This window comes from Leptospira bandrabouensis (assembly GCF_004770905.1).
GTDB classification, from domain to species: domain Bacteria; phylum Spirochaetota; class Leptospiria; order Leptospirales; family Leptospiraceae; genus Leptospira_A; species Leptospira_A bandrabouensis.
This window is the reverse complement of sequence record NZ_RQHT01000010.1, coordinates 76,165-99,234: the sequence shown is the minus strand read 5'-3', so window position 1 is coordinate 99,234 and position 23,070 is coordinate 76,165. Positions and strand designations below refer to the sequence as shown.

19 protein-coding genes are annotated in these 23,070 nt (G+C 40.2%); 12 read left to right on the top strand and 7 right to left on the bottom strand.

The window, feature by feature from the left end; all coding sequences use genetic code 11:
- The first annotated feature begins 32 nt into the window (after positions 1-32).
- On the top strand, positions 33-1,211 hold the full coding sequence (locus EHR07_RS02575; RefSeq protein WP_135743634.1) for an AZOBR_p60025 family cell surface glycopolymer formation protein: 1,179 nt from the start codon (positions 33-35) through the stop codon (positions 1,209-1,211).
- Positions 1,208-2,032 carry a 1,4-dihydroxy-6-naphtoate synthase gene (locus tag EHR07_RS02570; RefSeq protein ID WP_135743787.1) on the top strand — a complete coding sequence of 275 codons (825 nt, stop codon included), beginning with the start codon at positions 1,208-1,210 and terminating at the stop codon, positions 2,030-2,032. Before EHR07_RS02575 ends, EHR07_RS02570 begins: the two co-directional genes overlap by 4 nt.
- Here the strand turns inward: EHR07_RS02570 and EHR07_RS02565 are convergent.
- The 4 genes from EHR07_RS02565 to EHR07_RS02550 all read right to left on the bottom strand — a co-directional run bounded on the left by EHR07_RS02565 (position 2,018) and on the right by EHR07_RS02550 (position 7,400).
- Complete coding sequence (locus EHR07_RS02565; protein ID WP_135743633.1) at positions 2,018-4,528, bottom strand: discoidin domain-containing protein; 2,511 nt, start codon at positions 4,526-4,528, stop codon at positions 2,018-2,020. The genes EHR07_RS02570 and EHR07_RS02565 overlap by 15 nt on opposite strands.
- 51 nt (positions 4,529-4,579) lie before the next feature.
- Positions 4,580-5,467 carry a helix-turn-helix domain-containing protein gene (locus EHR07_RS02560; protein ID WP_135743786.1) on the bottom strand — a complete coding sequence of 296 codons (888 nt, stop codon included), beginning with the start codon at positions 5,465-5,467 and terminating at the stop codon, positions 4,580-4,582.
- A gap of 375 nt (positions 5,468-5,842) precedes the next feature.
- Positions 5,843-6,664, bottom strand: a complete 822-nt coding sequence (locus EHR07_RS02555; RefSeq protein WP_135743632.1) for a ParB/RepB/Spo0J family partition protein — start codon at positions 6,662-6,664, stop codon at positions 5,843-5,845.
- Complete coding sequence (locus EHR07_RS02550; protein ID WP_135743631.1) at positions 6,648-7,400, bottom strand: ParA family protein; 753 nt, start codon at positions 7,398-7,400, stop codon at positions 6,648-6,650. Before EHR07_RS02550 ends, EHR07_RS02555 begins: the two co-directional genes overlap by 17 nt.
- Positions 7,401-7,630: 230 nt before the next feature.
- Here EHR07_RS02550 and EHR07_RS02545 point away from each other — a divergent pair, with 230 nt between their 5' ends.
- From EHR07_RS02545 to omp85, 10 genes are all read left to right on the top strand, one after another.
- Positions 7,631-8,947, top strand: a complete 1,317-nt coding sequence (locus tag EHR07_RS02545; RefSeq protein WP_135743785.1) for a helix-turn-helix domain-containing protein — start codon at positions 7,631-7,633, stop codon at positions 8,945-8,947.
- A gap of 2 nt (positions 8,948-8,949) precedes the next feature.
- Positions 8,950-9,948 carry a hypothetical protein gene (locus tag EHR07_RS02540; protein WP_135743630.1) on the top strand — a complete coding sequence of 333 codons (999 nt, stop codon included), beginning with the start codon at positions 8,950-8,952 and terminating at the stop codon, positions 9,946-9,948.
- A 529-nt stretch (positions 9,949-10,477) separates the two neighbouring features.
- Positions 10,478-10,903 (top strand): phosphatidylinositol phospholipase, encoded by a 426-nt coding sequence (locus EHR07_RS02535; protein ID WP_135743629.1) that lies wholly within the window; start codon positions 10,478-10,480, stop codon positions 10,901-10,903.
- 866 nt (positions 10,904-11,769) lie between these two features.
- Complete coding sequence (locus EHR07_RS02530; RefSeq protein WP_040917529.1) at positions 11,770-11,985, top strand: hypothetical protein; 216 nt, start codon at positions 11,770-11,772, stop codon at positions 11,983-11,985.
- Positions 11,986-12,411: 426 nt separating this feature from the next.
- Positions 12,412-13,485, top strand: a complete 1,074-nt coding sequence (locus EHR07_RS02525) for an MBOAT family O-acyltransferase (protein ID WP_279633202.1) — start codon at positions 12,412-12,414, stop codon at positions 13,483-13,485.
- A gap of 8 nt (positions 13,486-13,493) precedes the next feature.
- Entirely contained in the window at positions 13,494-15,014 is a 1,521-nt protein-coding gene (locus EHR07_RS02520; RefSeq protein ID WP_135743627.1) for a hypothetical protein, read from the top strand.
- A gap of 36 nt (positions 15,015-15,050) precedes the next feature.
- Complete coding sequence (gene asd / locus EHR07_RS02515; RefSeq protein ID WP_135743626.1) at positions 15,051-16,100, top strand: aspartate-semialdehyde dehydrogenase; 1,050 nt, start codon at positions 15,051-15,053, stop codon at positions 16,098-16,100.
- 17 nt (positions 16,101-16,117) lie between these two features.
- The gene (locus tag EHR07_RS02510; RefSeq protein ID WP_135743625.1) at positions 16,118-18,121 is read left to right on the top strand and encodes a hypothetical protein; all 2,004 of its coding nucleotides are present in this window, start codon (positions 16,118-16,120) and stop codon (positions 18,119-18,121) included.
- Between the two features lie 4 nt (positions 18,122-18,125).
- A complete protein-coding gene (pyk, locus tag EHR07_RS02505; protein ID WP_135743624.1) occupies positions 18,126-19,559 on the top strand; it encodes a pyruvate kinase in 1,434 nt (477 codons plus the stop codon).
- 5 nt (positions 19,560-19,564) lie between these two features.
- Positions 19,565-20,986, top strand: coding sequence for an Omp85 family outer membrane protein (omp85, locus tag EHR07_RS02500; protein ID WP_135743623.1), 1,422 nt, complete (start codon positions 19,565-19,567; stop codon positions 20,984-20,986).
- Positions 20,987-21,001: 15 nt separating this feature from the next.
- Here the strand turns inward: omp85 and EHR07_RS02495 are convergent, their stop codons facing one another.
- The 3 genes from EHR07_RS02495 to EHR07_RS02485 are packed head-to-tail and all read right to left on the bottom strand — an operon-like array spanning position 21,002 to position 22,972.
- Positions 21,002-21,304: a P-II family nitrogen regulator gene (locus tag EHR07_RS02495; protein WP_135743622.1), complete on the bottom strand. Its 303-nt coding sequence runs from the start codon at positions 21,302-21,304 to the stop codon at positions 21,002-21,004.
- Between the two features lies 1 nt (position 21,305).
- Positions 21,306-22,283, bottom strand: coding sequence for a sodium-dependent bicarbonate transport family permease (locus EHR07_RS02490; RefSeq protein WP_135743621.1), 978 nt, complete (start codon positions 22,281-22,283; stop codon positions 21,306-21,308).
- 8 nt (positions 22,284-22,291) lie between these two features.
- Positions 22,292-22,972: a carbonic anhydrase gene (locus EHR07_RS02485; RefSeq protein WP_135743620.1), complete on the bottom strand. Its 681-nt coding sequence runs from the start codon at positions 22,970-22,972 to the stop codon at positions 22,292-22,294.
- Positions 22,973-23,070: the final 98 nt, after the last annotated feature.

Genomic DNA, 23,070 nt, shown 5'->3' with positions numbered 1-23,070 from the left:
CCAGAGAAATTCCTTTTCGAATCCGTTAAATTTTGCAAAATGGAAGAGTGAAGCAGCGCCAACTTTGGTTTCTATTGGTTTTTTTCCTTTTGGGAGTAGGGGCACTTATCTACTATAAAACAGCACCCTATGAACATTCCCTTTCTGCCCTTATTGGGATTTGGGAAGGTTTCTATGAAATCAATCCAAACCTCGTTGATTCCCAGTTTGTGATCTACAAATCGGGAGGTTATGACGGTCAGTTTTTCTATTTTCTCGCAAAAGATATGTTTGTCGGTGGTGATTGGGATCTCATTGTCGATTCTTATCATTTTCGTTTTCACAGAATGGGACTTTCTTTATTCGTTGGTCTATTTTCTTCCATTTTTGGATTCTCTCATTATCCCTTGGTTACTCTTCTTTTTTTGTTCGTAGTTTTTTCTCTTTCCGTATTCAGCTTGTTTTCATTACTTCCGGATTCAAAAAAATGGTTGGTTATCTTTTATCTATTTTCACCTTTCTCTTTAAATGCAAATCTACTCCTTGTTGCAGATTCACTTTTTGTTAGTTTTGGAATCATAGCTTTCTACTTTTTCACAAATAAAAAAGACCTACTCGCTGTTTTCTTTTTCCTACTTATGGTAATCACAAGAGAGTTAGGGATTTTGTTTCTTATACCCATTGTTTTCAATGCGCTTACAGAAAAAAAATGGGAAAAGATGGCTCTTTATTCCATTCCAGGCATCGTATTTGTTTGTTTGGTGGGATATGGATTAATCCAACCGCCAAACCACCTAGGGACAAATCCTCTCGGGTTTCGAGATATGACAGACTTTCCTTTATTTGGTTTTTTTAAAAGTTTTATGGAAAATGGATCTTTCCAATTCAAACCCAAAGAATTCCCAAAGGTTCTTTTTTTCATTTCCTTTTTAGCTTTATCCATTGCCAGCATCCAATCACTCAAAGATTCCTTTTCTAAAAATATAAATATACTTGTCCCCATTTTTGGAAGCCTCTTTGTCATACTCATTGCCGAAGAGGGGTATTGGAGATCGTTTGATAATCTAAGTAGAATGTTCACATTAATTTTGCCATTTACACTACTATTAGAGGATGCCTATAAAAAACCGTTTATCCGTTTATTTCTTGGAATATCAATTACCTTGTTTTTATTTTTAATCATTCGAATTTTATGGATCACACCTCACAAGGAGTACTTTTTATCCCTATGATCTCTCTTGCTTATTCCCCATGTCCCAATGACACTTTCCTCTTCTACCACCTGATCCGTAATACAAATTACCCAGTAAAAGAAGAACTATACGATGTAGAAAATTTAAACGAATTTGCTTTCCAAGGGAAATTTCCTGTCACCAAACTTTCCTTTGCTGCTTATTTTCATATCATTGATAAATACATTTTACTCGAAACCGGATCTGCACTAGGAAGAGGATGCGGCCCGATACTCATCCGAAAGAAAAATTCCAAAACAGATCTTTCTAATTATAAAAAACTCTATATCCCAGGGAAATTAACCACAGCAAACCTTCTATTATCCTTATATACCAATGGAAAACAGAACCCAACCCCATTACGTTATGATGAGATCATCCCCAGAGTAATGACTGAGGATGATAGCCTTGGGGTGATCATTCACGAGGAACGTTTTACTTATGAAGCCAGAGGTATGGAAAAGGTAGTGGACCTTGGGGAATGGTGGGAACAATCAACAGGATATCCTATCCCACTAGGTGCGATAGCCATTCGACGAGACATTCCAAGAGAAGAAGCACTCAGGTTCCAATCCAACTTGAGACAAAGCTTAAGTGATGCATACAAAGAGCCAAAAGAAATGATGGATTACATTCGAACTAATTCACAAAACAAAGAAGATGCGGTAATCAAATCTCATATCAATTTATATGTAAATGAATTCACAAAAACTTTAGGGCAAGAAGGCCACGGTGCAGTGGAGTATCTTTTACAAAGAGCAATTGAGGCGGGGTTTATTAAAAAACCCACCTCTTTACCTTTATTTTTAGGAGAAGGTTAACATACAAAGGATGTTTCCTTTGTCTCGTTTACAAGCCTCAATGGCCTTAGCCACAAGCATCCCAGGTTTTAATTTTGAAGGATCAGCCTTCACCGCCTGACCAGAAGCAAGTCCTGAAACCAAAAGGTCTCCCGGATAAATGGGAACTTGCGATGCATCCACGTGAATTTTGGTTATTCCAAGAAGTGCCACAAGAACATATTCAACCGCCTTTTCTTGTTTTCCAAAAACCACATGGGCATTGGAAACACAGACACCGATTACATTGGTAGAGTAGGGGTGTTTTGATCTTCCTAAAACACCAGGTTCTTCTGTAGCAACAAGAAGATCTCCCGCAGTCACAACATCCTTTCCATCCAATCTAAAATAACGAGCAATACATTCCTCGCCACCTTCTTTTGTTATGCGGAGGTTCCCTTCAAATAAAGACTCTCCATTCGCATAAATAGCCTTCCCCGAACCAGGAAGTTCCATCTCAGGAATTCCTTTCCCCTCAACAACTAAAGCAAAATCTGATTGAGAGAGAAACCTACCACCTGGTGCCGTAGTGCCGGCACCCAAAATTCCCGCCGATTGTTTCCCGGATTTTCCTTTGGAAATCCCATACACTCCCACAGAATCCCCAAACCCAGTGACACCGGTTCCAGAGGATACCCCCACAACGCCTGTTCCTACTTTTGTATTTTTTCCGTAAATGATAGCGTCATTTGTTTGTGGGGGTACAAAACCTTTAGAACTTGCTTCAGCTTCCCCTGTGATTTTTAAAAGACCTGTATGTGAATTAAAATCATGTTCTTTTTCTGCATAAGGATGTGTATGCGGTTTTGGATCCCTCTTATCAGAAAGCCTCGGGTCATCAGAAAGAACAACCTTACCAGGAACCGCTTCTCCATGATTTGCCAGTAACACAATTCCCGCATCTTGGAATCCTGCTTTCGCCAAACGTTTGTCATCTCCTTGAACGACAGTGCCTGGTTTTGTTTCTCCTGAATGCGCAAGTTGCACAATTCCATGTAATTCTGTGCTCGCATGTTTAAGACGTTTATCGTTTCCTTGAACTACTGTACCTGGTTCTTCACCACCATTTGGCGCCAATTGTACAATACCTTTGGAAGTGTTAGTAGCATCTCTGAGCCTTGGATCATCACCGGTAACCACTTTATCAACGGCAACTTCTCCCGCATCGGCAAGTTGAACTAAACCAATTGATTTTTTAGTAGCAACTCGAAGACGAGAATCATTCCCTTGAACGGCCACACCGGGACGAGTTTCACCATCTAACGCAAGCTCCACGATCCCTGGATGTTCGGTAGAAGCATTACGCAAACGTTCATCATCTGACTGGACAACAAGCCCAGGCCTTGCTTCTCCACTTCTGGATAATCGAACTAAACCATGTGTGAGTTCAGTGGCGATTTTTAGGCGTTTATCATTTCCTTGGACCGCAACCCCAGGTTTTTCTTCCCCGTCAGATGCCAGTTCCACAATTCCACGATATTCCGTAGTAGCATCCCGAAGGCGCCTGTCATTGGCCTGAACCACAACACCTTCTTTTACCTCTCCATCCACAGCAAGGCGAATGATTCCTGACCTAAGGACAGAAGCATAAGGTAGGGGTTCTCTTGTTGGTCCACCGTAATCTTTTTTATCAGGACTAGAATATAACTCAAGTTCAATGACTTCCGTTACGTAGTCTTTTTTATTTTGTTGTTTTTCTTGGATAAAAACTAATTTAAGAAATCGTAAGTTGACAGCGGAGAACCTCCACTTATACCAAGTACCTGGTTCAGACAAAAAGAAGTTCTCTTCATGGAGTTGGTGCCAAGTAATATCATCTTCGCTATAATATGCGACAAACCTTTCCGGGAAATTAGTGATCGGATCATTTTTGGTAAGCATCCGCATCTCTTCAATGCGATTCACCGAACCCATATCTAAAATTAAATACTCTTCTTCAGGTTCTTCTTTCTTTTTAGAGGACCAACCATAATCAGGTCTTGTATCAAAAAGATTTTCTTTTACATAGAGTCTGTCCAGTTCCGAACTTGCTTGGATGGACTGCACTCCTGTGATCAGAATCTTTAATTGACCAAAACTAATCCGGTTTTTTCCGTTACTGGCCTTTCTTGAAATTTTAGAAACAAACTTCACATAACGAGCGCTAGTAAGAGAAAAAAGCCATTTAGCAGAAGTTTTAAAAGATTTTCTAAATGAGGATTCCTGTAAAATAGGTTCCCAATACTTTCCATCATGGGATAATTCAAACCGAAAGGAATCGGGGAAAAAGTCCAACCCGTCTTTGCCTGGTAAAAGCTCAATCCCATTGAAATAAACCACATCATCAAATTGAAAGATGATCGAGGAAAGTGAGGACTGCTCCTTTTCTTCAAAAAAGGATAAAAATTCTTCATTTTTAACTTCGAAAGTTCCCGTAGTAGAAACTGATTTGATAGGTAGAGAGTAGGGGTGGCTTGTGCGTATTAAATGATCTTTCATTGCGCTTTTTGTTGCTGATTCCTTCCAAAAAATACCGTTTTTCTATCCAGTCTATCGAATTTCACTGAGTCGCGATCCTTCTTCTTTCTCAGAAAATACAACAAGAACTGCGGGTTTTACTCGCTCCGTAAAATACATATTCACAATTTGGCGAAGATGCCCTTGCAAAGTCGAAGTTACGACAATCACATTCCCATCGATTTGGACCTGCACCTTTTCTAACTGGTGTAAAGAAGATTGAGTGAGTTCTTTGCTTGCCCAAGATAAAAAGCCGACCCAAGAAGCAGGGTGAGAAAGGGTTTCGTTCCCTGATGGCTTTTGCTCAGTTTTAAGCACTTCCTGTCTTTGCATGGAGATAAGTTCTCGGCAAAGGGATTGTACATAGGATACATTGGATTCCATATGTAGAGAAACTGCCTTCTTATAGGCCTCTAAAGCAATTTCGGGACCGAAAAGTTCGACTAAAGATTCAAAAGCTTTTTTCTCTTCTTTTTCTTTACTAAGGTCTCCTGCCGCAGCGGTAGGTGGTACATGGTTTGTATTAGATATAGTTATATTAATATGGTTAGGGGTCCCGCTCGCACCCCCCTGACCGACAGGTTTTGATCCCTCAGGGGATTCTGATTCGGAACCTCTGAGGGATATATTTGCATCTCCCAGAGGGGTAATTTTGGAACCCTCGTAATGGAAGGAAAAGTGATATCTGGTGGAAGTTCTACCACTGCCGGGAACCTGGTAGAGTAAACCTGCTTTTGTGAGCTCCTTTTTTGCAGAGACAATGGATTTTTTTGTTTTGAACCCGGTAAGCCGCATCAACGTTTCCGTATTGGGCCAAACTGGTTTGAAATTGTAGTCACTGAATTTCAATAGAACTGGGTAAAGTGTTTTGGCCGCATGGGAAAGGCCAGCCCAAACACCAGAATCTATGATGTCGGTCATCAGTCGGATATAGGGATGCCGCTGGTCGCTCACAAAAGCTCCTCCGCTTTTTTGCAAAAATGAAACCAAATTTAAGCAAATTTTGCGAAGGAGTTGACATTATCTGACATAATGTTAATTATGTCTCATCCAACAACATTCCTTCGGGAAACCCCGACCCCCTGGTGTTCCAGGGGAATTTTTTTATATTTCGGGTTGGGATACTAGAGATCCCCCGTCTCTTGATCTACAAGAAACGTTTGCTCAAACTCAAATTACATTTATTATGTCACATTATTGTCGGATTCCGGCAGATGTCAAGTTCGTACAGCCTTTTTTCCCGGATGTACTATAAATTTTTTTCCTAAGTACTTGACTGCTAAGTACTTGTTTGGGTTATGCCGAGTCCCCGTATTTTTTCGTTAGTTCTTTTCGGATGAACTTGTATATATCACCCAAAAGGATTTCATCTTCAGATAAGATCTGAATGCCTGTCCCAGTCCTTCGGATTTTGTAACCGGAGTAGGCAGAGTTTTTTGCTAAATTTGTCTCACCAGACTTGACCTGTTTATTAAAGTCTTTGGCATCTTTTACGGTTTTAAGAGCTCCTTTATGAAACAGGGTAAGGAAGTCATCCAGGCTTCCTTTTTTGGCAGCCTGGGCCGCCTGCACCAAAAGGTTCTTATTATAGATTTCGTTCTTTTTACATTTCTCCAGGTCTTCTTTGGACATAGAGGTAATCGAAAGGACTTCCGTCATATAACTACGACTTTTCCCGAATAGATCTCCGAGTTCCTGGTCGGTATAGTTATGTGAGTTTTTCAGAAATAAGAGGGCATCCACCTCTTCATAAGGGGACAAGTTCTCTCTTTGGAGGTTTTCAATGACTGCTAATTTATAAATTTCTTTATCAGGTCGGTTTAAAATCTTACATTCAATTTCCGCCCAACCGAGAGACTTCGCAGCGTGATACCTCCTCTCTCCTGCTATGATTTTATAATTCCCTTCTTTTTCCCCTTTGGAGACTATGATGGGTTGCAATAACCCGTCTGCCTTTAAGGTTTGGGCCAGTTCCTCAACTCCCTTTTTTCTTTCCTGCCTTGGTTGGTGTTCTGAAGGTTGAATCCTGTCCATTCGGATGGTCCGAATGGTCCCATCTAAATTTTCTGCCTGATAGATATCAGCGAGAGTTCCGAGGCGTTTACTTTTTAAGCTCATTTAAAACCTCCTCAATAAAACCTTCATACTCTTGGGACTGACGTGAAGTTTTGTTGTAGTCGAAGACTGATTTTTTTGCCAGGTGGCTTTCCCCGATGGCCACCCCGTCAGAAATCGTATGGTCAAAGATGCGGAAGTATTTTGTCAATACGGGGAGGATGGTTTTCGTAAGCAATGTCTGAGGTTTGAGTTGGGTGATGAGGGCACCCAAAATTTCCAGGTCTGGATTGATTCTTTTTTTGATCGAAGAAATGGTTTGTTGTAATCCCATAATTCCATCCATTGAGAATTTTTCTGCCTGGAGAGGGATGAGAACATAGTTAGCTGCTACAAGACTGTTTACCGTGAAGATAGAAAGGGAAGGGGGGCAGTCAATAATCACAAAATCAAATTCTTTGATCGTCGAAAGCGAGTCTCTTAAAATATAAGGAGCCTCTACTGAGTTCACTGAAACTGTTTCCATTTCCGCCAAACGCATGCTAGACGGTGCGACCCACAAATGTTCGTTATACGCAGGTGTAATGATCTCTTTTAGGTTTGCAGAGTTTTGGAACAAGTGGGCTAGATCTTTTTCGACCGTCTCCGGGTTTAAAAAAATTCCGGTGGAATTGGCCTGTGGGTCCATATCGATGAGTAGGGTTTTTAGATTGCGACGGGCCAACCCCATAGCAAGATTCAAAGAAGTAGTTGTTTTCCCTTCTCCGCCTTTTTGGTTTGCAACTGCAATGGTGATCATCTCTCTCTATTTTCCCTTCCCAAATGGTATGCTTTCCTGCCGAAAATTTGGGATCAATTGTATTTTTAGAAAGGAGCAAAAAAAGGATTTTTCCCTCATTTCTATCTCCATTGTCGGACATCCGACATACCGAAAATTAGCAAAAACTATCTCCTCTCTTTTGGTCGGACATCCGACATTCAAATAGGTACGTACTTGACAAAGTGATTAAATTTAAACAGTTTCATAGCATGCCTTCTCAAGCCATTTCCCTGCTTGCCTCTGATAAAACTGGCAAGGATTGGATGGATTCTGTCCTTCCTGTTTTGTGGGAAAAATTATGTACTGAGTTAGGTCTATCTTCCGGTGTGGTGGTTCTGAAAATCGAAGGAGAGGATTCCTTTTATGAATCAGCCAGTTTTGGATACGGAGAAGATGGGTTTTATTATTCATTTTTGAATCGCGATTCTCTGCACTGGGAAGAGCTAATGCGCTCTCAGGAACCCGTCTTTTTTTCAGGATCTGAGTTTGAATTGTTTGGTAAAAAGACCAATGCTTTCGCTATTCGGATTCGGGCTGGGCAAAAAGAAATTGGTTTCCTTCTTGCGGAAATTGAGGTTTCTAATTCTCTCCCGGTGGGAATCTTTCTTAGTCTTCTTGCTGATAAGGTTGGGAACGAATGGGGTAGAACTCAAGGGATACCCGTTAGCAAAGAGGTCACTTCTTCTGAAAATTCGTATTCTTTATACCGCAAGGAAATTCCCAATTTAGATCTTGCGATTTCAGAATTTACAAAACAGAAAATCTTAACCATTCTCGGTCCATCTGGCTCAGGAAAAAAAACTTTAGCGAAGTGGATTCATCAAACCAATTTACCTGGCGCCCCCATCCTTGTAATCGAGTCGTTGCCTGACCATTTTGGGAAACTAGAGAAAGCCTTGGACCTTTGGGGGACGGAGTCGCGGCATGGTAGTTTAGTCCTGGCAGGAATCCAAAGTTTGAATTTGGGACAACAGCAAATCCTTCTCGATTGGTGGTCCAAATCTGGATATTCCGGGTCGTTATTTTTGCTTGGGCCAGAAGGAATGGGGCAAGAAATGTTGCCTGAATTTGAAAGATTTTTACAAAAAAATTCGTTGGTACTACCATCCCTTAGGTTCCTTCCCAAAGCAAAATTACAAACTTTGGTGCAGGCGATTTTCGAAGAATTATGCGATTCACAGAACCGTTCGGGTTTACATTTAGGGGCAATGAGTTTGCAGGAATTGATATCCAGATCTTATTCGGAAAATTTTACAGATTTAAGGAATGCTATTTTAACCGGGATTTTGACCTGCCGGACGAACCAAGTGGAGCCAGTAGATTTGGAACCAGGGAAATTTAAAATGGATTTAGAGATTCCCGATGCAGAAGATTTAGACTTGCGGCGTGGAACTGAGGCCTTAGAAAGGCAGAAGATTCTGCTTGCCATGCGGATCTTTTCAGGCAACCAAATCCGGATGGCAAAGGCCTTGGGCATTTCGAGGGGATCCCTCCAATATAAAATGAAACAACTTGGTTTAATGTAAAAATGGATGATACTGTATACGAAGAGAGGAAGACCCCTGCTGGTTTTCTCGTCAAAGTTCGGCTTTCCAAGTTAACTTACGTTGTTTTTACGGAGACCGGCCCAGAGGTTCCCAAAGGGGCCAGGAATAATTCCATTGTAGTCAATGTCCCCCGGGTTGGGTTTTTTGGGGACGATTTTGACGTTTCGCATTTTCATTTGGGAGAACTTTCCTTTGTCAACGTTAAGGCTGGCAAACTGGTTATCCCTTACCAACATGGGTTCTCCAACGAAATCAAAACCATTTACCTCGGAACGGGGAGCCAAAGCGATGTCCTTCCTGTTGTCATTTATCATTACAAAAGTAAGGAAGATTTGATGGCTGCTTGGGAGAGAGGAGAGCAGGCTCAGTATCTCGTGGTGGATGAAGAAATCCCAAGGTCAGATATGGTTTCTTTTAAGATCCGATACCCGAGTATGAATATCCTTGTGATCAAAAAAAGGATCAATACTTCAGCCGAATCGCAGTCCCCCAAAACGGACACATCCAAAGATAAGGGAGTGGTTGATTATGACAAAGTTCGGGCGACCGATGTTGCCAAAAACCAAAACCTAAATACCTATAGCGAAAACCCTGTTTTTTTGGCTCGGATCCATCTTCGTGCCATGGAGTTAGATAAGGTAAAACAGCTACTTTTAGATTTTCACCTTTCCTCTGACGATGTAATGTTCATTCGTACCTTCTTGGATGTGATGATCAAAAACGAATTGAAAAAGCCGGAATTGGACGCCGTGAAACCACAGCTTGCTGCCATGAATGAGGCTTTTCGTTTGGCGGTTCTCATTTTAGAATTCCGAGTGGAAGATTTCGAAAAGGAATTGGATTTGGGATTTTCCAAAGAGATCTCCAATATGATTTATGCACTTCTTGCAAAAGAGCAGGAAACGGCTCAGGACCTAGAACAGGAAATTGTTCTCTGGGAATGGAAACTCCGGGTGCGTTCACAAATCATCAAAAAATAGTCAAAATCCTGTAAAAAAGGCTTTATTTTTCTGCGATTTCGAGGAAAACTGAGGAGAATCCTATGGTTTTCTTGGGAAAATACAAAAATATGGCACAGAAATTGCAAAGTTTTGCAATTTGCCTCTTGCTATCTGTTCTTTTTGTATTTCCAGCTTCAGGCCTCTTTGCTAACGAGTCTGACTTACCTGTGATCATTCCAAACGATGAACTCCTCGCTCCTATCGAACTGAGAGATGGTTTGGTTAATGAGGTGACAGTGGACCAAAATACGGAGATTGCATTCGAGACCTCTTCCGGAAATGAAGGGGAAGGCTCTTATTCTAAAGTCTCGGCAGGTATGCAAGTATTGGCTCCTCAATTTACTTCTGAAATTTTCTGCTCTCAATTTGTATTGGCTAAAAAATGCGAAACCTCGTCTCAGGAAAAACCTTGGGCGCCCGGCTTACGACTTTCTATTTTTGAGAACGAGTCAAAGCAATACCCTGTAAAATCGATTGCCAACTCAGGACTTTTTGGTTTTCTGGGGATATGTCTCAGCCGAAGCGAGTTGCCTTCCAAAAATTTCTCAACGCAATGCGAAAACTCTCTACCGAAGTCAATGACTCGGAGATCTGCAAACGATTGGAAATTCTTATGGCCACCAGTAAGGATGACCTCCCTTTGGCTCTCGTCAATCAACTCCTTCAGGATGCAAAAAACTTCGATCCGAAAGCCATCCATGAACCCTACACTCAGTATGTCCGACATTTCATCTACATGGTCAAACGCAATGGAAGAGTTCCTAGTGACTTTGCTTCGGGAGAAGAAGACAGAAATTCGGATTCCAGTGGCTCCAAATCGACAAGAAAACAACAAGCCACTACTCACCCTAAACCAAAGCGCACTTCCACAAAATCAACATCTCCTGTAAAGAAGCCAAAAGCTACTACCAAAACTAGCTCTAAAAAGGCTTAAATCCTCTCTTCTCACGGCCTAGTGAAACCGCCCTGTGCGCACTACAGGGTAGGATCGCCAATTCTGCGAATTCGGGACATAGTCTCCATTTAGGCAAAAACTGACCAAAATTAATCATTTATCACAGTTTATGGGACTCCATTCATAACTCTTTCCAGTTTCTCCCTTTAGATCCAAAAAAAATGACCAAAAATAGTCAATTATGAAATATGGGGACTTGAGCTGTAAATGCCTCAGGAAGGGCATCTATCCTCTGTTAGGTTTTTAAAGAAAGTTCAGATTTGGGCGGCCTCTGCTCGCCTTTGGGCACCCAAATGCAGGCATGTTTCCGGTCCGTCAGACTTGGAAGGGGCAGTTCTCGGAATGCCGAAAATAGGGCATTCATTTCCCATTCCTCCTTTCTTTCTAACGGGCTAGAGTCTTCTGACGTTCCCCTAGGAAGTTTCTTAGAGAAAAAGGTGTCCCAATGCCTTCTGCCGAAAAATGGTCAATCACTGCCCCAACAAAACCTATGGCAGAAGAGAAAAAGGCGGGATTTCTCCTGGTTTCCCCTGTAGACACGACAGGGAGGTATTCCTAGAGAAAATCCATAGTTTATCTGAGAATGATCTAATTTTAAGTTTAAATGACTCCGCTTCAAGTGTCCATTTTTCGGCAATTAGACCGCAAATTTCCATTCTCGGGATAACCCAAAAAGATAGGACGTATAGAAAATAGGACCTTGGGAGTAAAAGGGAATAGGGCTAAATCAGACAGAAAAACTGCCAAATTGTCATGTGTATCAAATTTGCATACACCTGTAAAATTGTCAGGTTCTGGAATAGTAGTTGCCACCCCTGCTTTCGGGAGTCACCGTTCTTTTTTATATGGCGGAAACGATTCGGTTAAGAGTGAAATGTCATGCTTGTTCCAATTTGATTGAAGGAACTGCAAAATATGGTTCTGGGCACTTTGTTCCGGAGGGTGTGGTCTTTGATTTTGTCGCCGTGGGGAAAGTGGAAGGCGCCCAAGGTAGGCGTGTCAAGGCGGAGGTTACCTGTACCTGTCCTAATTGCGGGGTAAAATGCAAGTATAACGTATAGTGCTTAAAAATAGTCAATAATATGCTCTTTAATTCGGCTGTTTTTTGTCTCTATTTAGCAGTAGCCTGGACTTCGTGGTGGCTGCTGCGCATATTACTGATTGAAAATGGACAATATTATGCCAATAAATCGTACATATTCCGATTGGTATTGGTCGTTTATTTGGTTATTGTTAGTGCTATTTTTTATTGTTTTTGGCATCCGCTTTATTTTCTTTTGCTCTTTTGGGTAGCAGTCCTTGATTTTTCCCTCTCAAGACTCCTAGAATTTTCCAAGTCCTTGTGGATACGGCGGTTCCTTTTGTTTCTTTCTTTGTCAAATAGCTTGGGAATCCTATTTTTCTTTAAATATGGGCGATTTATTGCTGAAAATTGGGCAAATTTGTTTGGATTCGTCCCTCCCTCTGCTGATTTTTGGAGTCATTGGTTGCTTCCGGTAGGAATCTCCTTTTATACGTTTCAGTCTATTTCTTACGTGGTGGATGTATACAAAAGAGAATTGGAACCAGAGAGGAATTTTCTCTCCTATTTGTTATTTCTTTGTTTTTTCCCCCAGTTAGTAGCAGGTCCCATCGTAACGGCAAAGTCCTTTTTGCCACAAATTCGTAGGCCACTTCCCTTCCTTAGAATCCCCATTTTCTTTGCTACCTTCCTGATTTTGTTAGGCCTATTTAAAAAAATGGTTTTGGCTGATCATTTGGCCGAAACTTCGGATTTTGTTTTTGTTCGACCTGCGGAGATGACGACCAAGGGGCTTTGGATTGGGATGTTTTCTTATTCCTTACAGATCTATTGTGATTTTTCAGGATACACCGATATTGCCCAAGGCGCGGCACTTCTATTTGGCTTTCGGTTGCCAGAGAATTTTAGGATGCCTTACCTATCGGCAGGATTTTCCGAATTTTGGACTCGCTGGCATATCTCCCTTTCCCAGTGGTTAAAAAAATACATTTATATCTCTCTTGGGGGAAATCGCATTGGCCGGTATTTTACTTATAGGAATTTATTTTTGGTGATGGCCATTGGTGGTCTTTGGCATGGTGCTTCTTGGAATTTTGTCATCTGGGGTTCTTGTCATGGGATTTTACTCATTTTGGAAAGGTGGGTAATCACTCAGTTTCCGAACAGCCTCCCTACCTTTTTGCGACCAGTTCGAATCTTGGGAACTTTTCTTTTTGTAAGCTTACTTTGGATTTTTTTTCGAAGTCCCGATATTACTTCCTCCCTGTGCTACCTACAGGGACTTTTTATCAAAAAAGAGGGTTTTTCGCTGCCTTATACATTTGAAATGAATTTTCTCTATTGTTTTTTTGCCATTTCCATTGGTCATATTTGGGGTAGTTTTTATTTTAAAGACAATAAGCAATTGTTAAATGGTTTTCGAAAATGGGAAAATTCCTTAGGAAAAATAGCTATTTTTGGTGTTTTGGCCGCCATTTCTCTGATTTTGATCGTTTTGTTTTCGGCCGATAGTAAGCCATTTGTGTATTTTGTATTTTAGGTAGGTATATGAAAAATCGGATCTTATTTATATGCCTGTTTTTGGTTTCTTTGTTTGGTTTTGATTTTTTAGTTTTTAAAAAATTACAATTTTTTTTGCCAAATGAATCTCCTTGGAACACAAACCATTTTTTCAATTTTTTGTATGAATATGAAAGAATCAGGCACTTACCTAAGACTAAAAAGAGAATCATTGTTGTAGGGAGTTCTGTTGCTTACTATTCCATCGATGCAAACAAACTAAAACAAACCTTACAGGCGGATTATCATTTAGATGTGGATGTGTTTTATTTAGCGTATGCAGGGAATAGTCCACTTTATGTATATTTATTACTGAATTGGTTAGATCCATTAAAACCGGACCTGGTTGTTTATCCGGTTAATTTTATAGATTATAGGCTTCACCGAACTTATGTTATCTTTCCTGAAGGGAAAAACGAGTCGGTGGATGAATCGGTAGTGGTTAAGGATGCACTCACCTTTGGAGAAGCGCCTCAATCGCTTTGGGTATTTCCTTGGGAGACACTGAAGGAAGTTGGTTCTTCTATGGATTGGGATATTTGGTCTCGTTATGTGATATCCTCTGGGTTTTCGTTTTATCGTTATAAAGATATTTATTTGCAAAATTTGCAAAATTTAGTCCAACACCGTTTTGGGCGAAATACCAGTTATCATGCTTACGCCGGTGCCGAGATTCCGGAAGGAATCAGCGGTCTAGGTTGGACAGGGCAAAAATTTAGTTTTTATCCGACAGAGAAGATCAAGAACAAAGGATTTTGGGTGGAAGTGACACCTTTTCTTTTGGCTGGGAAACCTTGCCGAATGGAAATTTCCAATGGGACCACTACCCAAGAGTTCCTTCTTTCAAAAGAAGGCTGGGTTCGCCTTTCCCTAGACCCAAAATTTTTCGATCAACGAAAATTGATCACAGCAAAACTCGAACGTGTGTGGTTTGCCAATGAGGCTACGGGTGCGTATTTGGATTATCATTTTGATCCAATGGGGGTCCGGCTGGAACAGACCTTTGGGTTGGAAAATGCCAAGTCGGGAATCCAATACGAAAGGGAACCAAGAACCGAGGATTTTCGTTACATCGGTATGAAAGACGAAGAATACAGAAAATACTTCTATTACCGATTGTTGGAAGGATTGGAAAAACGACCAGGGATTGGCTACCTTGTCGCATTAAAATTGGCAAAAGAGAAAATTCGGGAAGAATCGTTTCGGCCGTATTTTCACTTTCGGTACCTGAAAAAAATTTCAGACCATTTCCGTGAACGAAATCTACCTTTTTTACTCATCAATAATCCAGAAAATCCTATTTCTCTCGAGTGGTATGAAGATTCCCGGTGGTATAAAGACCATCTTGTCTATTTACAATCCTTGGAAGGAGGGTCAGTCCATTATTGGGACATACACCGAAGTTTGCCCATGCAAGGGTTCTCTGACTTCCATCATTTTACTTATGTCGGAATGGAACAAATGAATCCGATTTATGCTAAAAGAATTGGAAATCTCTTTCCGAAATAGGATGTTTTTCAATCCTTACATTAGATAAGGAATTTTATGGAAAAAATCAAAGTTGGAGTCCTGGGAGCAACAGGTTCCGTCGGTCAAAGATTCATTCAACTTTTGGAGAATCACCCTTATTTCACGGTGACTCATTTGGCAGCTTCAGAAAAAAGTGCCGGCCAAACGTACGGTGAGGTAATGAAATCTCGTTGGAAGATTTCATCTGATATCCCTGCATACGCAAAAGACATTATTATCTCGTTACCAAATCCTGAAGTGACCAAGGGCGTACAACTCGTGTTTAGTGGTCTTGATGCTTCGATTGCAGGAGAAGTGGAAACTGCTTATGCTGAGGCAGGGGTAATGGTTCTTTCCAATTCTAAAAATCATAGAATGGATCCGAACGTGCCGATTCTTTCTGCAGAAGTCAACGCCCACCATTTGGATGTTTTGAAATCGCAAAATACCAAAGGGAAAATTATTACTAATTCCAACTGTACCATTATGGGTGTTACAATTTCTCTAAAACCTCTGATGGATGCTTTTGGTTTAAAGTCTGTTATGTTATTTTCCATGCAGGCCATTTCAGGTGCAGGTTATCCAGGAGTTCCGACAATGGACATTCTTGGAAACGTTGTCCCATACATTGGTGGGGAAGAAGACAAAGCCGAAGTGGAACCTCAAAAATGTTTGGGAACAGTAGAGGCAGGAGTGATCAAATCAGCAGATTTTAAAATTTCTGCCCATTGTAATCGTGTTCCCGTTTTTGACGGACATACTGTTTGTGTTTCTGTTTCCTTTGACAAAAAACCAAAAAAAGAAGAGATTCTGAAAGTTTGGGCCGATTTTCAAGGAGAACCGCAGAAATTGGGATTGCCGTTTGCACCAAACCAGGCTATTCTCTACCGCGAAGAAAATGATAGGCCTCAACCACGTCTTGATTTAGAGACTGGTAGAGGAATGACGACAGTTGTCGGAAGGCTAAGAGAAGATCCAATTTTGGATTGGAAATGGGTAGTTCTTTCGCATAACACAATTCGAGGTGCTGCAGGTGCTGCCATTTTGAATGCAGAGTTATTGTATAAAAAAGGGTTTTTTAACTAAGGACAATCACATAAACCATGTTAGATCCAAACCTCCCAGAATTAAAAGTTATGGATTACACAGCCTGCCTCCAAAAGGTGCAGGCTATGGATTCACGGGGAGATTTCTCATACAAAGGGATCTATAAAGTTTTACTAGTGATCTTTGAGTGGACTGATAAGTTTTTACAAAACAAGGTCCTTCCCAATGTGGAACAAATTGAACGTGATAGTTCCATCGATCGCGATCGTACTGAAAATTACGTAATCGATCTTAGTTACAAACAAAATCCGGCTATCATCAGAAAGTTGAATGTCCTTGAGTTTCATCCAAATGAACCTGGGGATCCGGAAAATCCAAAGACCTTTATCAAACATAATACTGTATTTGCAAGACCAACTACCTCTGATGGAGGGACTGCGTTTCGTTATGCGCTCGGCCTGAATGAACTTTCTACTGCTGCCATCAAAGGTTGGTTTAACGAAAAAAGAAAATATCCAGGCAAAGAAAAGATGCGAAAAGTCATTAAAGCAGCCGTGGATTCCAATAGGTTATTTGATACATATGCCTCTACCGAAATTGGAAATTTGTTTCAATGCCCCTATGACAAAACAAAGGCCCAAAAAGATGCGACGATTGTCATCCATTTAAAACCCATTCTAAAACAATTGGTAGATGATAAGATCCTCTTTTTCTTTCGTAATGATTCTGCTTCTCGGCCAGCAAATAAAAGTGTATTTCTTTACAATAAACCTTCTGAAATTGCAGACCGTTATGATGGTTACATTGATTATACAAAAAACACAATTTACCCAGCCCTAAAAAATCTTGGAGTAATGGGTGAGGTTACAGAAGATTCATGGAACAGTCCTCGTAATCTTTTAATGGAAATTAAAGGATATATGAATGATTCTTACGGGGATCAAAAAACTTTGATAGAAGAATGTTTGGTTTTAAATGAAATTATAGAAAAAGATAAAGAAAGAGAAGAAAAACAAAAACGCAAACAACAGGTTGATGATTTGATGGCCTTCCTAGCGGAAGCAGGTAGAATTGTGGAGGTAAACTTACTTCGTGTGAGTGGGGAACCATTAACAGATGAGTTTCGTGCTACTTTACTTTCACAACCTGAATTACTTTATACCGAATACGCGGATAACAAAGTTTATAATGAATTTATCCTTCATAAATCTTGTATTCCTCAAGCAATCGAGTCTGCGAAAAGGACATTCCAAATCAAACATTCGGATTTGGAAATCAGGGTGTTAAACCAAATGAATGTGACTCTTCATTTGAATGATGAAAGTCCGAAACGTTTATTGGAAGAGATTGAGGCCCAAAGCCTTTTTCAGTTCCTCCCATTTTTTACAAGAATTTGGCGGATGATTATGGGGAGTATGGTTGTCCATAAATTCGAAATCCCTCCTATCAAAGCAAGGTTGCAACAACAGCTAAACAAGGATTTGGCGAGCCAAAAGGCTAAAAAAATATCACAAGAAAAAGAACGTTTGGTAAAGGCTCGTTTGAAAGAACGAGAAGAGGCAGAAAAAGATGCCGAAAAAAAATCCAAACAATCACAACAAGCCGCTTCAACCACTGCTGGATTTAACGGAGGAGAAGAAGATTCTTCTGAACCTGTTAAACAAGGGAGCCCAGAAGAAGAAAAAAAATGGAAAGAGTCCATTGAAGCAATCATTCGTATTTTAGATGAGGCTTGGGAGTTTGGAGTGTATCCAGACCGCGAGTATGTACTTTCTAAATTAAATGGAAAGTTTACTGAAGAAAATTTGATCTTTTTCTTAAAGAAATTTGGCGGAAAAGAAATCTATAGTTTCCCAATTCGGAACCAAAGGGAAAAGTTCCCTTGGCCGATTCTTGTTTCAACAGGATATCTGAAGAGGTATGGTAAAAAACTTTTGGATAAAGTGACTGCTGAAAGTGACCGCCAACGAAGCGAAAAATTTCCAAACCAAGAGAAATTTGACATTGCGGAATCGCAATTAGACTTTCTTAATAGAATCTTGCCCCGGTTAAAACCTTAAAATTATGCCTGCAATTGAACAACTAAGAGCTCGAAAAACAAAAATCGTTTGCACCATTGGTCCTGCGACTGCCTCCAAAGAAATGATCCGAAGTTTAGCTTTGGCTGGGATGAATATTGCAAGGATCAATATGAGTCATGGTGATCATGAATTTCATAGAAAGATCATTCGAATTATTAAGTCATTAAACAAAGATGAATTACATAAACATCCAATTTCTATCCTTCTCGATACGCAAGGGCCTGAAATTCGAACTGGGGATGTCCAAAACGACCTTCACTTAAAAGTGGGTGAGACTTTTACTTTTCATATCATTCCGGGAATGGAAGCAGAAGCACAAAGTGTTTTTGTGAACTATCGTGATATTGTAAAAGATTTGAAAGTGGGAGATAAAGTCACTGTTGACAACGGACTCATCAATCTTGCTGTACAAGAGATTCGCGAAAATGAGCTCGTTTGTACTGTGTTAGATGGGGGAAAACTCGGATCTAGAAAACATATTAACTTGCCTGGAATTCGAGTCAATTTACCCTCTATTACTCCGAAAGATTTAAAAGACATTTTATTTGGTTTGGAAGAAGATATTGATTTTGTGGCTTTGTCTTTTGTCCGTTCGCAGGAAGACGTGATCCAATTACGAGGGATCATTGATGAAAAAAATCACCATGCACAAATCATAGCAAAAATTGAAGACCAAGAAGGTTTAAAAAATTTGGATGCTATCATAAAAGAATCCGATGGGATTATGGTGGCACGAGGGGATTTGGGTGTGGAGATTGAAATCGAAGAACTCCCGATTGTCCAAAGAAGGATCATTAAACGTTGCCAAGAAGAAGGAAAACGTGTGATCGTTGCGACTCACTTATTAGAATCCATGATCCAAAATCCTTCACCAACAAGAGCCGAGGTCACTGACGTTGCCAATGCTGTGTATGAAGAAGCCGATGCCATTATGTTGTCCGGTGAAACCGCTATGGGAAAGTTTCCTGTGCGTTGTGTGGAAATGTTAGATAAAATTGCACGCCGTATGGAAATGTCGATTAACTTAGGTCTTGCGGCCCAAAGAAAACCTAAAGACCAAAAAGAAGAAATGGCGCGTTCAGCGGCAAATTTAGCTGATTCCATGCAAGCCCATGCGATTATTGCTATCACTCGAAGGGGAATTACTGCAAACAATTTAGCATCGTTTCATCCGAAATATCCAATTGTCCATGCGTTTACAAACATGACTTCTGTTAGGCGAAAACTTTGGCTGACGAGAGGTGTAATTCCTTATCGTGTCGATTTTTCTTCTGATCCAGAAAAAACCATTAAACTTGCGATCCAAACTCTTGTGAATAATGGGTATCTCCAAATGGGAGAAAAGGTGGTCATTCTTTCCGATATCATCGCTGGGGAAGAAAGAGTCGAAACCATCCAAGTTCGCGAAGTTAAATAACCTCAATGTTTTTTCGGAATCTGGTTTCTGCGTTGGTAGCGTTATCAACATGGATTACCATTCCTATATTTGCAGAAGAACGAAAATCCGATGTTCCCGAATGGTTAGGTGAGTTTAAAAAATTAGACGAGAAAGAGCTAACCAATAAAAAAGAGGGTTGGTATGCGACGGGTCTTCCTTTGTTTGGGAATGATGCTGTAAATGGTTCCGGACTCGGAGTCCTTGCCAATATTTTTTATAACGGAACTAAATCAGATTCTTCCTTTAAGTATACTCCTTACGAACATTTGTTCAATGTGGGGGTATACCGAACAAACCGAGGTACACAAAATAATTATCTTGCTTGGGATGCGCCTTATTTTGCTGATACAGCCTACAGGCTTAGGGCATATTTCGGCCATGATGCTAGTTTATATAATCAATACTTTGGTGTGGGAACTGAAAGTTTACAACCTTTGTATTTCAAAGATCGTAATGCTGATGGAAGTCGGATCACTCGAAACGCTACATATTCGGACTTTGAAAATGCAAACTCGTATGCACGTAACCGTGGACCAGGAAGAGAATTTACTTCAAACCAACATTATCATGACTACCAATTTGAAACTACCTATGGACAATTTGCCGCAGACAAAACAATATTTCAGGTTTTCAGAGTTTGGGGTGGGGTGGAGTTTTCGAAAAATTCTGTTAGGCGTTATGATGGAACTTCTACAAATGCAAGAGATCCTCTTACAAACATTAAAGTTCCAGCCATTGAAGATTATTCGAAAATTACAGAAGATGCAAACTCAGGGAAAATTATTGGTATCAATGGAGGGAACCTAAATTATGTCCGTGCGGGAATTGCGTATGATACAAGAGACTATGAGCCCGATCCAGATCGTGGTTGGCTCATTGAATACAATATCAATAAAGCAGAAAGAACGATAGGCTCTGATTTTAATTATATAAGACATTTTGCACAAGTGAAGAATTTTTATCAACCCTTCCCCAAACTCTTTGAGGAGTTTGTCATCGCACAACGTGCGGCACTTACAAAAATTGAAGGGGATGTTCCATTTTTTGAATATCGTTATCTTTTTTCCATCGATGGTCCGTTTGGTGCACTTGGTGGGCAAAACACACTCCGTGGTTATAGACAAGAACGTTTTTTTGGACCAGTGATTGGATTTTATAATATAGAACTACGGTATCGGGTGGGGAGTTTTTCATTATGGGATCAGTTTTTCCAATTCAGTATTGTTCCGTTTTATGATGTGGGTCGAGTCTGGGACAAACTTCGAGACGTGAATGCAGTAGGTTATAAACATGCACGTGGATTGGGATTACGGCTGATTTGGGACCAAGCAACCGTAATCCTATTTGACTACGCTTATTCCAGAGAAGACCAATTATTTTATTTGGATATTGGTCATACTTTCTAAAATCTATTTTCCAATTTAATTAAATCTATCTTTTCGGATAACTTCAACATCATTCATAAAGATCACCATCGGGTATTTATCGATGTATTTCTCTGCAATGATTTCAAAAATTTTGTTTGCTTTCGTTTCTGAAACCAAAGATTCCAATCGGATATTTTTCCCTTCCCATGATGTTAGATGTTTTTGATTAATACCTTCACCAATTGCGTCACTAATAGTATAACCTTTAACTGCTAATGACTTTAGTTCCATAACTAGTCTATCTTGAATTGCCTCATCTGCGATAATTGTGATCAATTTTGCTTTTTCTAATTTCATATTAAACTCCGTAAAGATACTTTGAGACCGAAAGGTAGAGTGGTAATCCAACTGATAAATTGAAAGGGAAGGTGATCGCAAGAGAAGACGTTAGGTATATGGCAGGACTTGCTTCAGGAATAGCGATCCGAATGGCGGCAGGTGCAGCAATGTATGAGGCACTAGCGCTAAGCGTTGCCAGGATAGTTGCTCCACCCATCGAAAGGCCTACCGTTTTACCTAAGATCAAGCCAAACATCCCGTTACAAATGGGGAATAGAATTCCAAATGCAATCAGGAATACTCCGGCCTTTTTTAAGTCAGTAATTCTACGACCTGTGACAATACCAACTTCCAGTAAGAATAGAATCAACATCCCTCTGAATGGAACTTCAAATAAAGGGGCAAATTGTTCGTGCCCTTTTTTACCTGAAATCATACCGATGATTAAGCCACCAATCAAAAGTAAGGTGCCTTTCCCTGTAAATAGTTCGTGTGCCACTTTTTTCCAGGACATACTTTCTTTTTCTTTTGAGGAATTAATTTTGAGTATGAAGAGTGCCACTATAATTGCCGGTATTTCCATTATGGCTAACATACTTGGCATATAACCTTCATAAGGAATATGTAACGATTCCAAAAATGCGAGTGCTTCACTAAAAGTTACTGCTGACACCGAACCATAATGTGCTGATAACGCTGCTGCATTTTCCTTATCATACCCACCCAATTTGGTGAGTATGTAATATGCTAGAATAGGAATTGATATACAAAGAGTTAAAGCAGCTATGGCAGGTTTGTAAAATTCTTCTATTGTGGTACTGTTTAGTTTGACCCCTCCTTTTAGCCCAATGGCAAAGAGTAAGTAAATTGTGATTCCCGTATACATCCCATCGGGAAATTTTAGATCGCTTTTCACAAGTGTGGCGAATATTCCTAACAAAAAGGCAAGGAACATCGGTGTTTGGAGATTGGCAATTAGAGAATTGAGTATTTCCATTGGGTCACCTATTTTGCGATGGAAAGAATATAATCTTCATCTAAAAAACTTACTTTACCTGTTTCCAAATCATAAACTGCTCCTACAATTAAAAGTTTTCCACTGTTGTATTGTTTAGAAAGAATCGGATCAAGTTTTCTAAGAGAGGTAACTTGTAAGGCAACGTTTGCTTTTACTGCATTTTGTAACCAATCACCTTCTAAGTGTTTTGTTTTTTCTGCAGCAGGTTTGATTGCATTTGTTAGAGTGATGATATGGCCTGGTACTTCATTTGATTTGCATGCAGCGTCTACGGCACCACATTTGGAATGGCCTAAGACTACCACTAAGTTCACACCAAGCACAGCTACAGAAAATTCGATAGATCCCCACGATGCATAAGTGGAGACTTGGCCTGCTGTTCTTATGATGAATAAATCGCCGAGTCCTTGATCGAATACGATTTCGTTTGGCACTCTGGAATCGGAACATCCAATGATCGTCGCAAACGGGAATTGTTTTTTAGAAACTTCGCGAATTCTTTCTGGGGACTGGTTCGGGCGTTTTGCTTTTCCTTCGGTGAATCGATTGTTCCCATCGATTAACTTTTGTAAGGCAACATCTGCCGGAACACTGGTTGTACTTTCTGCAAAGACATGGGAAGAAAGTGTTAAAAGAACAAAACCCAAAATCCACTGGTTACTTTTCATTTTGATTCTCCTTCGATTTTTTCCTTTTATGGAAAAGTCCTACTTTTACCAAGTTGGACTAATAGGAAAAAATATTCACGAAAAAAAATTCGTATAAA

Excerpts from the sequence above, each read along its gene's own strand:
- EHR07_RS02570 (WP_135743787.1), top strand. The coding sequence starts at position 1,208 with ATGATCTCTCTTGCTTATTCCCCATGTCCCAATGACACTTTCCTCTTC.
- EHR07_RS02565 (WP_135743633.1), bottom strand. The coding sequence starts at position 4,528 with ATGAAAGATCATTTAATACGCACAAGCCACCCCTACTCTCTACCTATC.
- EHR07_RS02560 (WP_135743786.1), bottom strand. The coding sequence starts at position 5,467 with ATGACCGACATCATAGATTCTGGTGTTTGGGCTGGCCTTTCCCATGCG.
- EHR07_RS02555 (WP_135743632.1), bottom strand. The coding sequence starts at position 6,664 with ATGAGCTTAAAAAGTAAACGCCTCGGAACTCTCGCTGATATCTATCAG.
- EHR07_RS02550 (WP_135743631.1), bottom strand. The coding sequence starts at position 7,400 with ATGATCACCATTGCAGTTGCAAACCAAAAAGGCGGAGAAGGGAAAACA.
- EHR07_RS02545 (WP_135743785.1), top strand. The coding sequence starts at position 7,631 with ATGCCTTCTCAAGCCATTTCCCTGCTTGCCTCTGATAAAACTGGCAAG.
- EHR07_RS02540 (WP_135743630.1), top strand. The coding sequence starts at position 8,950 with ATGGATGATACTGTATACGAAGAGAGGAAGACCCCTGCTGGTTTTCTC.
- EHR07_RS02535 (WP_135743629.1), top strand. The coding sequence starts at position 10,478 with ATGTCTCAGCCGAAGCGAGTTGCCTTCCAAAAATTTCTCAACGCAATG.
- EHR07_RS02530 (WP_040917529.1), top strand. The coding sequence starts at position 11,770 with ATGGCGGAAACGATTCGGTTAAGAGTGAAATGTCATGCTTGTTCCAAT.
- EHR07_RS02520 (WP_135743627.1), top strand. The coding sequence starts at position 13,494 with ATGAAAAATCGGATCTTATTTATATGCCTGTTTTTGGTTTCTTTGTTT.
- asd (WP_135743626.1), top strand. The coding sequence starts at position 15,051 with ATGGAAAAAATCAAAGTTGGAGTCCTGGGAGCAACAGGTTCCGTCGGT.
- EHR07_RS02510 (WP_135743625.1), top strand. The coding sequence starts at position 16,118 with ATGTTAGATCCAAACCTCCCAGAATTAAAAGTTATGGATTACACAGCC.
- pyk (WP_135743624.1), top strand. The coding sequence starts at position 18,126 with ATGCCTGCAATTGAACAACTAAGAGCTCGAAAAACAAAAATCGTTTGC.
- omp85 (WP_135743623.1), top strand. The coding sequence starts at position 19,565 with ATGTTTTTTCGGAATCTGGTTTCTGCGTTGGTAGCGTTATCAACATGG.
- EHR07_RS02495 (WP_135743622.1), bottom strand. The coding sequence starts at position 21,304 with ATGAAATTAGAAAAAGCAAAATTGATCACAATTATCGCAGATGAGGCA.
- EHR07_RS02490 (WP_135743621.1), bottom strand. The coding sequence starts at position 22,283 with ATGGAAATACTCAATTCTCTAATTGCCAATCTCCAAACACCGATGTTC.
- EHR07_RS02485 (WP_135743620.1), bottom strand. The coding sequence starts at position 22,972 with ATGAAAAGTAACCAGTGGATTTTGGGTTTTGTTCTTTTAACACTTTCT.